Source organism: Actinomadura oligospora ATCC 43269, assembly GCF_000518265.1.
In the GTDB taxonomy this organism is placed as follows: domain Bacteria; phylum Actinomycetota; class Actinomycetes; order Streptosporangiales; family Streptosporangiaceae; genus Spirillospora; species Spirillospora oligospora.
In genome coordinates, this window is record NZ_JADG01000009.1 from 254,857 (window position 1) to 270,092 (window position 15,236).

16 protein-coding genes are annotated in these 15,236 nt (G+C 73.0%); 7 read left to right on the top strand and 9 right to left on the bottom strand.

What is annotated here, in order from left to right; translation table 11 throughout:
- Positions 1 to 19: 19 nt before the first annotated feature.
- From P696_RS0115135 to P696_RS0115155, 5 genes are all read right to left on the bottom strand, one after another.
- Positions 20 to 1,789, bottom strand: coding sequence for an ABC transporter substrate-binding protein (locus P696_RS0115135; protein ID WP_026413005.1), 1,770 nt, complete (start codon positions 1,787 to 1,789; stop codon positions 20 to 22).
- A 217-nt stretch (positions 1,790 to 2,006) separates the two neighbouring features.
- On the bottom strand, positions 2,007 to 2,768 hold the full coding sequence (locus tag P696_RS0115140; protein WP_026413006.1) for an NRDE family protein: 762 nt from the start codon (positions 2,766 to 2,768) through the stop codon (positions 2,007 to 2,009).
- Between the two features lie 33 nt (positions 2,769 to 2,801).
- Positions 2,802 to 3,596, bottom strand: coding sequence for an SCO1664 family protein (locus P696_RS0115145; RefSeq protein ID WP_026413007.1), 795 nt, complete (start codon positions 3,594 to 3,596; stop codon positions 2,802 to 2,804).
- A 67-nt stretch (positions 3,597 to 3,663) separates the two neighbouring features.
- Positions 3,664 to 4,215: a DUF3090 domain-containing protein gene (locus P696_RS0115150; RefSeq protein WP_026413008.1), complete on the bottom strand. Its 552-nt coding sequence runs from the start codon at positions 4,213 to 4,215 to the stop codon at positions 3,664 to 3,666.
- A gap of 11 nt (positions 4,216 to 4,226) precedes the next feature.
- On the bottom strand, positions 4,227 to 4,922 hold the full coding sequence (locus P696_RS0115155) for a histidine phosphatase family protein (RefSeq protein WP_026413009.1): 696 nt from the start codon (positions 4,920 to 4,922) through the stop codon (positions 4,227 to 4,229).
- A 75-nt stretch (positions 4,923 to 4,997) separates the two neighbouring features.
- Between P696_RS0115155 and corA the strand changes: the two genes are divergently transcribed.
- The 4 genes from corA (at position 4,998) to P696_RS55925 (ending at position 7,813) form a co-directional block, all read left to right on the top strand.
- The gene (gene corA, locus P696_RS0115160) at positions 4,998 to 5,969 is read left to right on the top strand and encodes a magnesium/cobalt transporter CorA (RefSeq protein WP_026413010.1); all 972 of its coding nucleotides are present in this window, start codon (positions 4,998 to 5,000) and stop codon (positions 5,967 to 5,969) included.
- 124 nt (positions 5,970 to 6,093) lie between these two features.
- Positions 6,094 to 6,396, top strand: coding sequence for a hypothetical protein (locus P696_RS45650; protein WP_034485005.1), 303 nt, complete (start codon positions 6,094 to 6,096; stop codon positions 6,394 to 6,396).
- A 62-nt stretch (positions 6,397 to 6,458) separates the two neighbouring features.
- Positions 6,459 to 6,767: a hypothetical protein gene (locus P696_RS0115170; RefSeq protein WP_157429720.1), complete on the top strand. Its 309-nt coding sequence runs from the start codon at positions 6,459 to 6,461 to the stop codon at positions 6,765 to 6,767.
- A gap of 680 nt (positions 6,768 to 7,447) precedes the next feature.
- Positions 7,448 to 7,813, top strand: a complete 366-nt coding sequence (locus P696_RS55925) for a hypothetical protein (protein ID WP_026413012.1) — start codon at positions 7,448 to 7,450, stop codon at positions 7,811 to 7,813.
- 78 nt (positions 7,814 to 7,891) lie between these two features.
- On the opposite strand, the gene P696_RS45655 is transcribed toward P696_RS55925, so the two are convergent.
- Together P696_RS45655 and P696_RS0115190 are read right to left on the bottom strand one after the other, a co-directional pair.
- Positions 7,892 to 8,476 carry a hypothetical protein gene (locus P696_RS45655; protein ID WP_034485138.1) on the bottom strand — a complete coding sequence of 195 codons (585 nt, stop codon included), beginning with the start codon at positions 8,474 to 8,476 and terminating at the stop codon, positions 7,892 to 7,894.
- A 159-nt stretch (positions 8,477 to 8,635) separates the two neighbouring features.
- Entirely contained in the window at positions 8,636 to 9,454 is an 819-nt protein-coding gene (locus P696_RS0115190; RefSeq protein ID WP_026413013.1) for an undecaprenyl-diphosphate phosphatase, read from the bottom strand.
- 244 nt (positions 9,455 to 9,698) lie between these two features.
- On the opposite strand from P696_RS0115190, the gene P696_RS0115195 reads away from it, so the two are divergent.
- The 3 genes from P696_RS0115195 to P696_RS0115205 all read left to right on the top strand — a co-directional run bounded on the left by P696_RS0115195 (position 9,699) and on the right by P696_RS0115205 (position 13,569).
- On the top strand, positions 9,699 to 10,649 hold the full coding sequence (locus P696_RS0115195) for an aldo/keto reductase (protein ID WP_026413014.1): 951 nt from the start codon (positions 9,699 to 9,701) through the stop codon (positions 10,647 to 10,649).
- 212 nt (positions 10,650 to 10,861) lie between these two features.
- Positions 10,862 to 12,658 (top strand): helix-hairpin-helix domain-containing protein, encoded by a 1,797-nt coding sequence (locus tag P696_RS45660; RefSeq protein WP_084337542.1) that lies wholly within the window; start codon positions 10,862 to 10,864, stop codon positions 12,656 to 12,658.
- 209 nt (positions 12,659 to 12,867) lie between these two features.
- Complete coding sequence (locus P696_RS0115205) at positions 12,868 to 13,569, top strand: hypothetical protein (RefSeq protein WP_026413015.1); 702 nt, start codon at positions 12,868 to 12,870, stop codon at positions 13,567 to 13,569.
- 100 nt (positions 13,570 to 13,669) lie between these two features.
- Here the strand turns inward: P696_RS0115205 and fabI are convergent, their stop codons facing one another.
- Together fabI and fabG are read right to left on the bottom strand one after the other, a co-directional pair.
- Positions 13,670 to 14,458 (bottom strand): enoyl-ACP reductase FabI, encoded by a 789-nt coding sequence (fabI, locus tag P696_RS0115210; protein WP_026413016.1) that lies wholly within the window; start codon positions 14,456 to 14,458, stop codon positions 13,670 to 13,672.
- A gap of 5 nt (positions 14,459 to 14,463) precedes the next feature.
- Positions 14,464 to 15,168, bottom strand: a complete 705-nt coding sequence (fabG, locus tag P696_RS0115215; protein WP_026413017.1) for a 3-oxoacyl-[acyl-carrier-protein] reductase — start codon at positions 15,166 to 15,168, stop codon at positions 14,464 to 14,466.
- Positions 15,169 to 15,236: the final 68 nt, after the last annotated feature.

The following is a 15,236-nucleotide window of genomic DNA, read 5'->3' on the forward strand; positions in this document are numbered from 1 at the left end:
GTCCCGGCCGGGACGGCGGTCACTGGAGCTTGATGAGGCTGTAGTCGTAGCCCTGGAACTGCGGCAGGTACTTGGCGTTCTTCACCCGGGACGAGTGGAAGATCGGGTACTTCTGGTTCATCAGCGGGACGACCGCGGCGTCCTGCATGATCTGCCGGTCGGCCTGCGCCCACGCGTTGGAGGCCGTGTCCACGCTCTTGGCCTCGAGCGCCTGGTCGATCAGCTTGTTCACGGCCGGGTTGTTGTAGCCGCCGTAGTTGGTGGAGTTCGGGCCGTAGTGCCGTCCGTCGAACAGCGGGACGATGTTGGTGCGGCCGTTGTTGCCGTACCAGTCCGGCACCCAGCCGGGCCCGGCGATGTCCCACTTGCCGGCCTTGGCGTCCGCCGGGGTGACCAGCGTCTTGCTGTAGAACGTGCCGTTGGTGTCCGGCGTGAGCTGGGCCTTGATGCCGCACTTGGCCAGGTTCGCCTGGACGGACTGGGCGATCTTCGGGTGGTTGCCGGAGACCCGGTAGGGGAACTTCAGCGTGAGCCCGCCCGGGTACCCGGCGCCGCTCAGCATCGACCTGCACTTGTTCGGGTCGCCGGAGTCGTCCGGCGTCGGGTACAGGTTGAACTGCTTGTAGCCGACGCTGCGCGGCGGGATGACCTGGTTCAGCACGCTGCTGACGTCCGGGCCGCCGTAGATCTGGACCGTCGCGGCCTTGTCGACGGCGTAGTTGATCGCCTGCCGCACCGCGGTCTTGCCGAGCGCGCCGCCGTTGTTCGGGCTGAGGGTGTTGAAGACGATGTAGGGGTTGCTGGACGACCCGTCCATGATCTTGAAGCCGGGCTTGGACTTCAGGCTCGGTATCTGCCCGGTCGGAACGGTCTGGTCCCAGGACAGGTCGGCCGCGCCGGACTCCATCTGCTGCTGGACGGTCTCGGGCGAGTCCTGCCCCATCGTGATCTGGATGCCGTCGGGGTTCTGCTCCCGGATCGGGTCCGAGTCGGCCTTCCAGGCGGTGTTCTTCGCCAGCGTGATCTGCTTGTTCGGCTGGTAGGAGGTGATCCTGTACGGGCCGTCGGAGATCGTGTGCGTGCGGAACTCCGGGCTGTCCGGGATGAGCTTGTCGTACTCCGCCGGGGCCGCCGCCGAGAACGTCAGGCCGAGGATGTTGGTGAAGTCGCTGGCCGGGTTGACCAGCTTGATGACCAGCGTCTTGTCGTCCTTGGCCTGGAGGCCGGGGATCTGGTGGCCGTTCTGGTAGGCCGCGATCGCGGCGGCGCTGGTCGCGCTGACCTTGGAGAAGCCGTCGCAGTACTTGCTGAAGCCCTGGATGGTCTCGGTGTAGTACGCCGTGCCGCCGGACGGCTTGGCGGGGTTGCAGATGCGCTTGATGCCGCGGACGAAGTCGCCCGCGACGACCGGCCGGACGGGGTTGGTGCCCCACTGCATGCCGTCGCGCAGCTTGATCGTGTAGGTCCTGCCGTCCTTGCTGAGCCCGCCGTTGCCGGTGGACGGGATCTCGCTGGCGGCGTCCGGGACGACCTTGATCGCGTCGTCGAAGTTGTCGGCGGCCTTGACGTTGAACAGGGTCCGCGAGAACTGGCGGGCCAGCAGGTTGCCCCAGGTGGTGTAGACGCTCGAGGTGTCGATGTGGTCCGGGTCGGACGACCCGACGACCTTCAGCGTCCCTCCGGCGGCCCCGCCGCCTCCTCCACCGCCTCCGCCGCCGCACGCGGCCAGTCCGAGAGCGGCCGCCCCGAGCCCCGCGGCGATCACCGTCCCCCGTCGTCGTGCTGCCATCTGCACTTCCCCCGCTCTGCGTGATGACCTGGGCGCGTCCCCGCACGGTCGGCGGCACCGGGTGCGCCCGACGAAGATCGCGCTAGGTAGCGAAGTTAGCACCCACAGTCATCTCGTCGCGCGCGCGACCCCCGAAAAGGTGCCGCGCGCCGCCGACCCGCCCGCGGGAATCCGCGGGGCGCGGGGAAGGGGCTGGGGGGGGAAGGGAAGGGCGGGGTCAGAGGATGGTCGTCCAGGCGGACGGGTCGCCGGGGCGGGCGGAGAAGTCGTAGCGGACCAGGTCCGGGGCGAGCCCGACCAGGCTGATCGAGGTGGTACCCCAGACGCGGCCGGGTTCGAACTCGTGCAGCGGGAGCAGCGTGCGCTGGTCGGTGCGGTCGAGGCCGCCGCCCTCGAGCTCGGCCAGCCAGGGCGCCCAGTCGCGGGCGTCCCCGCCGGGACGCGGCTCCGGGCGGGGCGCGGCGGCCAGCAGCGGGCGCAGGTGGGCGAGGCGGGCGTGCATGAAGGCGTCCTCGACGACGCCCTCGCGGTGGCCCTCGCCGTTCAGGCCGTTGTTGACGACGATGTGCAGGCCGGGGCCGAGGTCGCGTTCGGTGTGCTCGGCGCCGTCCCAGCTCCACATGCGCGCGCCGTCCGGCTGGACGCCGAGCAGGAAGAACGGGTCGTAGGCGGGCAGGTCCAGGTCGCCGGGGTCGCCGTTCGCGGCGACGCGCAGCGACAGGTCGCCGCGGGAGCGGCGGCGGCCCTCGGGGGCGAGCGGGCCGCGGCCGTTCAGGACGGTCGCCGCGCGGCGGGCGCCGGGGTCGACGGCGAGCCAGGTGCCGCCGGCCCTGCGGTCGCGTCCGCCGAGGAGGCGGGGGTACTCGGGCCAGTGGTGTCCGGGCGGCTCCCAGGCCCGGTCGAGGAACTCGTCCCGGACGCCCACGAGGAGCACCGGGACCGGGGAGGCGGGGTCCACGCTGACGATCGCCGTACACATGGCGCCCATTGCAGCATTCGGCGCCATATGGGGTTAAAGCGGGGGCCAGGGAACGGCGGGCCAGTCCTCCGGCGGGTAGGGGTGGATGCGGTGCTTGAGCATCAGCTCGACCCGGCGGCGCGTCGCGTCCACCTCGTCGGTGGTCAGCAGCGCGCCGAGCCGGTCGCCGAGCCGCCCGGACCGCAGCGACGTCTCGACGCGGCCGAGCGCGTCCAGCGCCTCGGCGGTCAGCGGCTTGCCCCGCCACTGCCACAGCACCGTGCGCAGCTTGTAGTCGACCGAGAAGCACACTCCGTGGTCGCAGCCGTAGACGTGGCCGTCGCCGGGCGGGAGCAGGTGGCCGATCTTGCGGTCGGCGTTGTTGACGACCGCGTCGAACACCGCCATCCGGCGGATCGGGTCGGCGTCCGACCGGGACAGGGCCACGGTGTCGGTGTCGGGGTCGGGCTCGACCCACAGCTGGACCATGCCGACGCCGTACGGGCCGTCGCGGTGCACGGTCGGCGGGACGGTGTGCCAGCCCATCGCCTGCGACACCTCGTAGGCGGCGACCTCGCGCTCGGCGAGCGTGCCGTCCGGGAAGTCCCAGAGCGGGCGCTCCCCCGCGACCGGCTTGTAGACGCACGCGGCCCGCACCCCGGCCCGCTCGACCGAGCAGTACAGGGTCGCGTTGGACGCCTGGACGAGGCGTCCCTCGACGGTGAGCGCGCCCTCGGTCAGCAGCCGCTCGGCCGCCTCGGTGTCCCGGGGTGACACGCCCCCGCCGCCGTCGGCGGCCCCGCCGCGGTCGTCGTCGGCGGGCGTGCGTCCGCGTGAAGCCTGCGTCATACGTCCATTCTCCCGGGCCGGGCGGCCATGATCCAGCAGCGCGCGGCCCGGATCCGCGCGGGGCGCGTCACCCCAGGTAGCCGTTCTGCCGGGGGCAGACGTGACCCTCGGCCGACAGCGGCAGGCCGCACAGCGGGCACGGCGGGCGGCCCGCGGCGACGACCTTCAGGGCGCGCTCGGCGAACGCGCGGGCCTGCGCGGCGCTGATCCGCACCCGCAGCACCGCGATGGCCGGGTCCGGCTCGCCGACCTCGGCGTCCTCGTCCTCGTCGCCGGTGGCCTCCTGCGCCTCGATGACGACCCGCTCGTCCTCGGGGTCCCAGGCCAGGGCCATGGTGCCGACCCGGAACTCCTCCTCCACCGGCTCGTCCAGCGGCTCGTCGTCGTGCAGGGCGTCGGGGGTCACGGCAGGGACGTGCGCGGTGCCGCCACTGCGCCGCAGCACCTCGTCGAGCAGTTCCGACAGCCGCTCGGCGAGCAGGCTGACCTGGAACTTCTCCAGCCCGACGCTGGTGAGGCGGCGGCCCTCACGGGCCTGCAGGAAGAAGGCGCGCCCGCCGGGCTCGCCGACCGTCCCGGCGACGAAGCGGTCGGGCAGTTCGTAGGAGATGACCGGCATGACACCAGACCCTACGCGCCGCCGCCGACGGGCGCGTCACCGTCCCGGCCTGGCGCGTCGCCGGCGGGCTTCGGCAGCAGCGAGGCGACCTCCCCGCCGGTGTCGTTCAGCCGGACCAGGAAGGGGCGCAGCTCGGTGTAGCGGATCGCGGTGAGCGACGCCGGGTCGGCCTGGATCCGCTGGAACTGGTCCAGGTGCAGGCCGAGCGCGTCGGCGACGAGCGCCTTGATGATGTCGCCGTGGCTGCACACCAGGTAGACGGCGTCCGGGCCGTGCTCGGCGGCGATCCGGGCGTTCCAGTCCCGGACGGCGGCGACCGCGCGGTGCTGGGCGTCGGCGAGGCCCTCTCCCGCCTCGCCGGGGAACACCGCGGCGCTCGGGTGCGCCTGGACGACCCGCCACAGCGGTTCCTCGGCGAGTTCCTTCAGCGGACGGCCCGTCCAGTCGCCGTACCGGACCTCGCCGAACCGGTCGTCCACCTCGATCTTCTCGGTGCCGGTGCGCGCGGCGACGGCCTCGGCGGTCTGCAGGCAGCGGTCGAGGGGGCTGGACACCACGGCGGCCAGCGGCGTCCCGGCGAGGCGTCCGGCCAGGTCGTCGGCCTGCGCGCGGCCGTGGTCGTCCAGTCCGAGGCCGGGCGTCCAGCCGGCCAGCACCGGTCCGGTCAGCGCGGTGCGGCCATGGCGCACGAGAAGGAGGGTGGTCACAGCGAGCACTCTACGAGAGGCGTCCGTTTCGGCGAAGCACGCATGTTCTTCACCGTTCGCGCAACAATGCCCGGCATGATTGTGGACAAGGCCATCTACGCCGACGGTGTCCGCACGGACATCGACGGTGACATCAGCGACGCGTTCGACGCCGCCCGCGAGCGGGGCGACTGCTTTCTCTGGATCGGCCTGTTCGAACCCAGCGCCGAGGAGTTCGAGCTGGTCCGGGACGAGCTCAGGCTGCACCCGCTCGCCGCCGAGGACGCGGTCTCGGCGCACCAGCGGCCCAAGCTGGAGCGCTACGACGACACCCTGTTCCTGGTCCTGAAGACGCTCGCCTTCACCGAGGCGACCGCCGACATCGAGGTCGGCGAGATCATGCTGTTCCTCGGCCGCGACTTCGCGGTGACCGTCCGGCACGGCGCGGGCAACCCGCTCCGGCGGGTGCGCGAGCGGCTGGAGTCGGACCGCGAGATGCTGCACCACGGGCCCACGGCCGTCCTGTACGCGGTGTGCGACGAGGTCGTGGACCGCTACGGGATCGTCGCGCACGAGGTCGAGCGCCAGATCATCGAGCTGGAACGCGCCGTGTTCGACCCGCACGCCCCGGACGTGACCGAGCGGATCTACTCCCTCAAGCGCGAGGTGCTGGAGTTCCGCAGCGCCGAGGACCCGCTCGTCCCGGTCATGGAGGAGATCGCACGCGGGCGGGTGACCGAGTGCCACGGCGTCCGCGAGTACTTCCGCGACGTCCTGGACCACCTGCTGCGCGTCGACACCCAGGTGGACGCGCACAACGAGCTCCTCAACAGCGTCCTCAGCGCGCACCTGGCGCTGCTCGGCCAGCGGCAGAACGACGACATGCGCAAGATCTCGGCGTGGGCCGCGATCATCGCCGTCCCGACGGCCATCGCGGGCGTCTACGGGATGAACTTCGACCACATGTGGGAGCTGCACACCCACTACGGCTATCCGATCGTCCTGGGCGTGATGGCCGTCATCTGCGTCGTGCTGTTCCGCATCCTGCGCCGCAACCGCTGGCTCTGAGCCGGTGCGGGGGCCGCTCCACCTGCGACTCCATAATTTCCGGGAATTTCTGGAGATTACCGGCTAGGCAAGGGCGGCCTCCAGGGGGACCATGGGTGCAGCGGGTCCCCCCAAGGAGACAGGAATGGCGACACCGATCGAGACCAAGGTGACCGCGGCCAGCGGAACGAGTCTGGTGGCGGGGTTCGTCGTCGGGTGGCTGGTGTTGAAGCTGCCCGCGCTCTCGTCGATGGCGGTGCCCCTCCAGGCGCTCGTCACGGCGGCCATCACCACGGGCTTCACTTTCCTGGCGGGATGGCTCGCCAGGCACACTCCCAGGATCGACCAGGCCGCCGGGACCGGCGGCCAGTCCCCGGCGACTCCCGCGCCAGCCTCTCCGCCGGCGCCTCCGGCCACACCCCCTACCCCACCGCCGTCCTCGGACTGAGCGATCGTTCCCCGGGCCGACCTGCACAGACGTTCCACATAGCCACTAATTGTGATCAGACGATGACGCTTGGTAGGAATGCTCCCGTCCAACCATTCCAGGAGAGGAGCGACATGCTCTCCAAGCTCATAGTCACCACAGCCGCCAGCGGCGCGCTGGTCGCCGGCCTGATGGGCGGACCGGCCTTCGCGGCCGGCTCGCCGGCGCCCGCGGGCGGCACGGCTCCAGCGAGCCAGTCCGCGACGCAGGGCGGTGCGTCGACACAGCAGGCCATGTACTGCAGGTGGTACTGGTACCACCACCACCACTACTACTGGTGCCACGGCCACCACGGTCATCACCATGGGCACCACCACGGCCACGGTCACTGATAGCTGTCAGCCGCTCAGCAGGCCCTGCCCTTCCCCGGGTCACCCCAGGGAAGGGCAGGGCCATGTTTCGCTGATGTTCAGCGGCCGTTCAGCCGGCGCAGCAGCTCCGACCAGAGACAGGACGGCTGTCCGGCGGACTCCAGAGCTGGCGCCGGGTCTGCCCCGCGCCCGGCTTCAAAATATCCGGAAAGTGCTGAGGGTTACCGGCCAGGCAAGGGTGGCCGCCGGGAGAACCACGGGTGCAGTGGCCCCCCCAGGAGACAGGCGTCGCGGCACCGATCGAGACCGAGGTGGCTGCGGCCGACGGAGCGAGTCTGGTCGCGGGGTTCGTCGTCGGGTGGCGTTGAAGCCGCCCGCGCCGTCGTTGGCGGCGGCACCCCTCCAGGCGCTCATCACCACGGAGTTCACCCCGGGATTCACTTTCGTGGCGGGATGGCTCGCCCAAGCACACTCCCAGGATCGACCAGGCCGCCGGGACCGGCGGCCAGTCCCCGGTGACCTCCGCGCCAGCCTCTCCGCCGGCGCCTCCGGCCACACCCCCTACCCCACCGCCGTCCTCGGACTGAGCGGCCCTTTCCCGGGCCGACCTGCGCGAACGTCACCACATAGCCACCCATTGTGATCAGACGATGACGCTTGGTAGGAATGCTCCCGTCCAACCATTCCAGGAGAGGAGCGACATGCTCTCCAAGCTCATAGTCACCACAGCCGCCAGCGGCGCGCTGGTCGCCGGCCTGATGGGCGGACCGGCCTTCGCGGCCGGCTCACCGGCGCCCGCGGGCGGCACGGCTCCGGCGGCGACCCAGGTCGCGCAGCCGAACGGCCCGTCGACCCAGAGCGACTACTGGTGCCGCTGGTACTGGCACCACCACCACCGCTACTACTACTGCCACCACCGGCACCACCACCACCACTGGTGGTGGTACGACAACGACAACGACAACGGCTACGGCGACGACGACTACGGCGACGACTATGGTCACCACCATGGTCACCACCACGGTCACCATCACCACCACGGTCACCATCACCACCACGGTCACTGATAGCGGTCAGCCGCTCAGCAGGCCCTGCCCTTCCCCGGGTCACCCCGGGGAAGGGCAGGGTCATGTTTCCGCCGATGTTCACCGGCCGTTCAGCGGGCGCAGCAGCTCCGACCAGAGATGGGACGGCTGTCCGGCGGACTCCAGGCGGCGGCGGACGGCCTCGACGCGGGTCCGGGTGGGGAGCGTCAGCCACACCAGGATCGGGTAGCCGACGAGGAACGCGAAGACGAAGACCCAGACGCCGCGGCCGATCATCGCCAGCGGCAGACCGGCCAGGATCGTCCCCTCGGCCAGGGCGTAGCGGAACAAGATCGCCTGGCGGAACTGCATGATCGCCTTACGGGCCGTCCCCTCACCGTCCTGGTCAGGGGCCAGCGGGCGAGGCGCGCGGGGCCCCAGCACCGCCGCCGCGATGGCCCCGGCGAGCACCGGCAGGAGCAGCAGGGGCGCGAGGTCGCCGAGCCGTCCGGGGCCGGTCCGCACGATCATCGGACTGATCGCCAGGATCAGCACCGGGGCCGTGAGCAGGGCCGACACCATCAGCCGGAGCTGCCCGAGGGCCGTCGCCGGCGGACGCATGGACGCCAGGTAGCCGGGGTCGTCGGCCGCTCCGGCCTCGAGCCGTCCGGAGTCGTCGGCCGGGGAGAACCGCATGCTCGCCATGACCGGGCACTCTAGCCCCGAAACCCCCCGAAAAGCCGCACTTCAGGACGGAAAAATCCGTCGGTGAGCGGCGGTTCCTCGGGGGGTTTCGTCAGGGGTTCGGCGGAGGTGCGACTGAGAGGGCGGCCGGGGACGGGTCCGGGCCGCGGATCGGGCGGGTCAGGTGGCGGAGATCGCCCCGGCGGCGAGCAGGCCGATCAGGGCCCCGCCCAGCGCCACCCGGTAGTACACGAAGATCATCATCGAGTGCTTGGCCAGGTACTTCAGCAGCCAGGCGATGCAGGCGTAGCCGACCACGAACGACACCACGGTCGCGATGATCGTCGGCCCCCAGGAGAGTCCGCCGTCGAACGCCTTGCGCAGCTCGAACAGGCCGGACAGCACCACCGCCGGGACCGACAGCAGGAACGAGTACCGGGCCGCGGCCTCACGGGTGTAGCCGAGGAACAGCGCGCCGGTCATGGTCGAGCCCGACCGGGACGAGCCCGGGATCAGCGACAGGCACTGGAAGGCGCCGATGACCAGGCCGTCCCGCAGGTTGAGGTCGGCGACCTCGCGCTTGCGGGCCCCCGCCCACTCGGCGACCATCAGCAGCAGGCCCATGATGATCAGCGAGGACGCGTTCAGCCACAGGTTCCGCGCGCCCTTCTCGATGAAGTCCTTGCCGATCAGGCCGATCACCGAGATCGGGATGGTGCCGAGGCCGATGTACCAGCCCATCCTTGCGTCCATGGTCGGCCGCAGGTCGGGCGTCCAGAGGCTCTTGGTCCAGGTGGTGATGATGTTCACCAGGTCGCGCCAGAAGTAGATGATGACCGCGAGCATGGTGCCGAGCTGGATCACGGCGGTGAACGCCGCGCCCGGGTCCCCCCAGCCGAGCAGCTTGGGGACGATCAGCAGGTGGCCGGAGCTGGAGATCGGCAGGAACTCCGTCAGGCCCTGGACGATGCCGAGCACGGTCGCTTCGACGACGTTCACGGTCGGTGGTTTCCCCTCGGGACGAGCGCGGGACGGCAGGTCGGCCGGGCGGGACGGAGGCGGGTCGGGCCGCGTCCGTCACCGGGCCCCGGGCCCGATGATCGGGCCCCACCGAAGGGTAGCGGTCGCCCCGACCGCCCCGGCCGCCCCCGCGAACGCCCGCCCGCGCACCCGGCGTCCCGCCCGGCCGGTCCGGGCGGGCGGGACGGCTGGCGCGGCGCCGGAGCGGATACCCTCACCCTCCATGAAGGAGCGTCACGTCGGGCGGAGCGGCCTCGTCGTCTCCCGGCTCGGGCTGGGCACCATGACCTGGGGGCAGGACACCGAGCCCGACGAGGCGGCGGCGCAGCTGATCGCGTTCGCCGACGCCGGGGGCACCCTCGTCGACACCGCCGACGTCTACAGCGACGGTGACGCCGAGCGGATCCTCGGCCACCTCATGCGCGAGACCGTCGGCCGCGACGAGCTGGTCGTGTCGACCAAGGCCGCGATCAGGCCGGACGGACGCTACGACGGCTCCCGGCGGCACCTGCTGGCGGCGCTCGACGCGTCCCTGGACCGGCTCGGCGTCGACTACGTGGACCTGTGGCAGCTGCACGTCTACGACCCGGCGACGCCGCTCGAGGAGACCCTGGGCGCGCTGGACGAGGCGGTCGCGTCCGGCCGGGCCCGCTACGTCGGCGTCGCCAACTTCACCGGATGGCAGGCCGCCAAGGCCGCGGCGTGGCAGCGGGCCTGGCCGGGCCGCGCGCCGGTCGTGGCCGTCCAGGCCGAGTACTCGCTGCTGAGCCGCGACCCCGAGCGCGAGCTGCTGCCCGCCGTCCGGGACGCCGACGCCGCGCTGCTGCCGTGGTCGCCGCTCGGCCGGGGCGTGCTGACCGGCAAGTACCGCACCGGCATCCCCACCGGGTCGCGCGCCGCGACCGCGCACTTCGCCGAGTTCGTCCAGCCGTTCCTGGACGAGGAGTGCGCCCGGATCGTGGAGTCGGTCGTGACCGCCGCCGAGGGGCTCAACACGACGCCGCTCGCGGTAGCGCTGAGCTGGGTCCGGGACCGTCCGGGCGTCGCCGCGCCGATCGTCGGGGCGCGGACCGCCGGGCAGCTCGGGCAGGCGCTGGCGAGCGAGGCGCTGACGCTGCCGGACGAGATCCGCCGCGCGCTCGACGACGTCTCCGACATGACCGCCGCGCACTGACCGCCGCGCACCGGCCAACTCGCACCGCCCCCCTCCGCCCCTCCGCGCCGGGGCGTGGCGGCCCCGGGGACCCGAACGGGGTCGGGGTGTCCGCGTGGCTCGGTTCGCGTGGACGGGCCGGGCGTGGCACGCTCGGGAGCGGCCCTGCCCGCGTCGTCCACCGCTCGCGGGCCGCGCCCTGACCAGACTCTGACCAGCCATCCGGGAAGACCGTGACCGAGACCTCCGCCGGCAACTCCGAGACCGCCGCCTCCACCTCCGACGCAGCCGCAGACGCGGCGGGCGAGATCGCGGCGCTGACCGCGCTGTTCGAGGAGGCCGGGGTCCCGGCCTCGCTCGCGCCCCGCGCAGCCGCCCGCCTCGGCGCGGGCGCCGCGGACCGGCTCCGGGACGACCCGTGGCGGCTGCTGCGGGTCCCGGGCGTCCGGCCCCGGCAGGCCGACCACTTCGCCCGGAAGGTCCTCGGCGACGCCGCCCGTCCGGACGACCCGCGCCGCGGGCGCGCGCTCGCCGCGGCGCTGCTGGCGGAGGCGGCCGTGCGCGGGCACACCGTCACGCCGCTGCCGGACGTCCTGACGTCGCTGGAGAAGGAGCGCGTCACCGACCCCCGGCGGGCCGTGGAGGACGCGCTCGACGAGGGCGAGGTGCTCGGCCTCACCGAGGAGCCGGAGTTCGACGAGGAGGCGTTCGACGAGGACGCCGACCTGCCCGAGCCCGAGGAGTCGCTCGGGCTGGCCCGGTGGGCGCTGACCGAGGAGGCGGCGGCCGAGGGGTTCCAGCGGCTCAACGCGACCGCCGCGCCGCTGCTGGACGACGCGGTGGTCAAGGAGCTGCGCTCGGGCCTGCCCGAGGACCGCTCGCTGGCGTTCACCGCCGCACTGCGCACCGGCGTGACGGTCTGGCGCGGCACCGCGAACGACCTGGCCGGATCGGCGGTCGCGCTCGTCACGGCCGCCGCCGGGCGGGGCGTGCGGGCCGCGCTGGTCACGCCGACCGACCGCGCCGCCGCCGACCTGGCCGCCGCGCACCCGGGCCTGCCGGACGGCGCCGCCGTCGGCCTGCACCGGCTCCTCGACCCGGCGGACGAGCCCGGCACGGCCCCCGGCTCGGTGCTCTACCGGCGCGGCGAGCAGCGCCCGTTCGAGCTGGACCTGCTCGTCCTGCCGGACGCCTCGGGCCTGGACGTCGAGCTGTGCGCGGTGCTGGTCGAGGCGTGCCCGGACGGCGCGCACCTGGTGCTCTGCGGGGAGCCCGGCGCGGCCCCGCCCGCCGGACCCGGACGCGTCCTCGATGACCTCGAGGCGTCCGAGACCGTCCCGGTGGTGGAGCTCGAGCCGGAGGGCCCGGGCGGGCCGCTGGACGAGCTGACGGCGACGGTCCGGGGCGGCGGGCTCGCCCAGGTGGCCGCGCCGAACAAGGAGGTCGTGATCGTCCCGGCGATGGGCGAGGAGGAGGCGGTGCACCGCGCGGTACAGCTCGTCACCGACTCGATCCCCCGCGTCCTGGACATCCCGGCGGCCGAGGTGCAGGTGGTGGCGCTCGCCCCGGCGGGCGACGCGGCGGCGGGCGCGCTGAACGCCGCGCTCAAGGCGAAGCTGAACCCGGGCCCCGGCCGGTTCGCCGGGTTCGACGTCGGCGACCGGGTCGTGGTCGCCGCGCCGCTCCCCCAGGCCGCCGTCGGCGAGACCGGCACGGTCGAGGCGGCCGGGCCGGAGGGCCTGAGCATCGCGTTCGCGGCCGGGACGGCCGTGGTGCCGCCCGCGTCGGCGGCGCGGCTGCGGCACGGCTGGGCGCTGCCGCTGACGCTCGCGCGCGGCACCCGCAGGGACGCGGTCGTCGTCGTGGTCGCCGGGTCCGCGCTGTCCCGGCCCGCCGTCGCGACCGCGTTCGGCCTCGCCCGGCGCCACCTGTCGGTGGTGCAGGCGGCCGGACCCGGCCTCGCCCGGGCCGTCCGGGAGACCGGCGCGCCCGAGCGCCGCACGCGCCTGGCCCGCCTCGTCCTCGGCTGACGCCCGGGATCCCCGCGCCGACGGTGCCGATGACGGCGCCGGTCCCACGGCACCGCTGGTGCCAACGGCTTTACCGGGACGGGGGAAACCCTCGCGTCGGTGTTTACCGGAGGGGCTCGGTGCGGCACGATTCGATCACGAAGGCGCGAACCCCGGTGCGACACCCCGGCCGAGTCTCTTGGACGGGGCGTCAACAGCGAAGGAGTGACATGCCCCAGCAGCGACGCCTCCGGAGGATCGGGTCCGCGGCCACGGCGGTCTCCGCCACCGCCTTGGTCGTGACCGTGCTCGGGTCCCCGGCCGCGTACGCCGGGACGGCGACCACGACCGCGACCGCCGCCAGGACGTGCAAGAAGGGCACCGACCCGAAGAGCACGCTCGAGAACTGGAAGTGCCAGCTCGACGACCTGCGCGACCGGATCGACCACCACAACACGCCGTCCCCCACGCCGACCAGGTCCAAGCCGCCCGCCAAGACCGTCAAGAGCCCCGGCGGGGACGGCAAGGGCGACAACAGCGGCGGCGGGAACGGCGAACGCGACAAGGCGCCCCAGGGCAACGGCGGCGGCGGTGACGGTGGCGGGCCGAGGGTGAACGTGCCGACCGGCAACGGGCCGTCCCTCATGAGCGACCAGGCCCCTCAGCCGTTCCCGGCCGCCGCGCCGAACGGGCGGCAGTCGAACCTGACCGGCCTGCTGCCCGCGCCGCAGGTCGCCGGGCCGGACGGCGTCCAGCCCGGTGGTGCGCCCGTCCCGCAGACGCGCCTGGTGTCGCCGGTCGCCGCGTCCGAGCCGACCAAGGGCGGCCAGATGATCTGGGTGGCCGGGTCCGCCGCGGTCATCGGCGCCGCCGCCGCGCTGAACCTCAGCCACATCGCCCGCCAGATGCGCCGCCGCCCGACCCGGCGCTGACCACCGGCACGAACCGTCCGCGAACACGGGAGACGGCGGCACGAGAAACGGCGGCGGCCCGGTCGGAGGGACCGGGCCGCCGCCGTTCGCCGTGGAGGGGCTAGGCGGGCGGGGCGCCGACGGCGTGGAGGCCGCCGTCCACGTGCAGGATCTCGCCCGTGGTGGCCGGGAACCAGTCCGACAGCAGCGCCACGATCGCCTTGGCGGTGGGCTCGCTGTCCTTGATGTCCCAGCCGAGCGGCGCGGTGTGCGGCCACAGGTCGGTCATGGCCTGGAAGCCGGGGATGCTCTTGGCCGCCATCGTGCCGAGCGGTCCCGCCGCGACCAGGTTCACCCGGACGTTCTGCGGGCCGAGGTACTTGGCCAGGTAGCGGCAGGTGGACTCCAGGCCCGCCTTCGCCACGCCCATCCAGTCGTACACCGGCCACGCCTTGGTCGCGTCGAAGTCGAGGCCGACGACCGACCCGCCGTCCTTCATCAGCGGCAGGCAGGCCATGGTGAGCGACTTCAGCGAGTACGCCGAGGAGTGCACGGCGACCGCGACGTCCTCCCACGGGGTGTCGAGGAAGTTGCCGCCGAGCGCGGTCTGCGGCGCGAACCCGATCGAGTGGACGACGCCGTCCAGGCGGTCGAAGCCCGCGTCGGCGAGGTTCCCGGCGAGCGCGTCCAGCTGCTCGGTGTTGGTGACGTCCAGCTCGATGACCGGGGGGACGTCGTCCGGGCCGGACGGCAGCCGCTTGGCGGTGCGGGCGGTCAGCGTCGGCCGCGGGTAGGCGGTCAGCGCGACGCGCGCGCCCTCCTGCTGCGCGACCCGCGCGACGTGGAACCCGATCGAGGCGTCCGTCAGGACGCCGGTGACCAGGATGTTCTTGCCCTCGAGGATGCCCATCGCGCTCAGTGCCCCATTCCCAGGCCGCCGTCCACCGGGATGACCGCGCCGGTGATGTAGGCGGCGTCGTCGGATGCCAGGAACCCGACGGTCTTGGCGATCTCCTCCGGCCGGGCGGTGCGGCCGAGCGGGATCACGCTCTTGATCGTCTTCTGCTGGTCCTCGGTCAGCGCGGCGGTCATGTCGGTGTCGACGAAACCGGGCGCGACGACGTTCACGGTGATCCCCCGCGAGCCCAGCTCGCGGGCCAGCGACCGGGCGAACCCGACCATGCCCGCCTTGGACGCGGCGTAGTTGGCCTGCCCCGCCGAGCCGAGCAGCCCGACGACCGAGGACACCAGGATGATGCGTCCCTTGCGGGCCCGCATCATGCCCTTCACCGCCCGCTTGGCCACCCGGAACGATCCGGTGAGGTTGGTGTCGAGGACGGAGGTGAACGCGTCCTCGCTCATGATGGCCAGGAGCGTGTCCTTGGTGATCCCCGCGTTGGCGACCACCACCTCGACCGGGCCCTGCTCCGCCTCCACCTTCGCGAACGCGGCGTCCACGTCCTCGGAGCTGGTCACGTCGCAGCGCACCCCGAACAGCCCCTCGGGGGGCTCGCCGGAGCGGTAGGTGACGGCGACCTTGTCACCGGCGGCGGCCAGCTCGCGCGCGATCGCCAGGCCGATGCCCCGGTTCCCGCCCGTCACCAGGACAGAGCGACTCATCTCATGCCTTCCGTTGTCCACATCACATCGGGGTCGAGCGTATCGACCGGGGCCCCGGGGCAGAGATG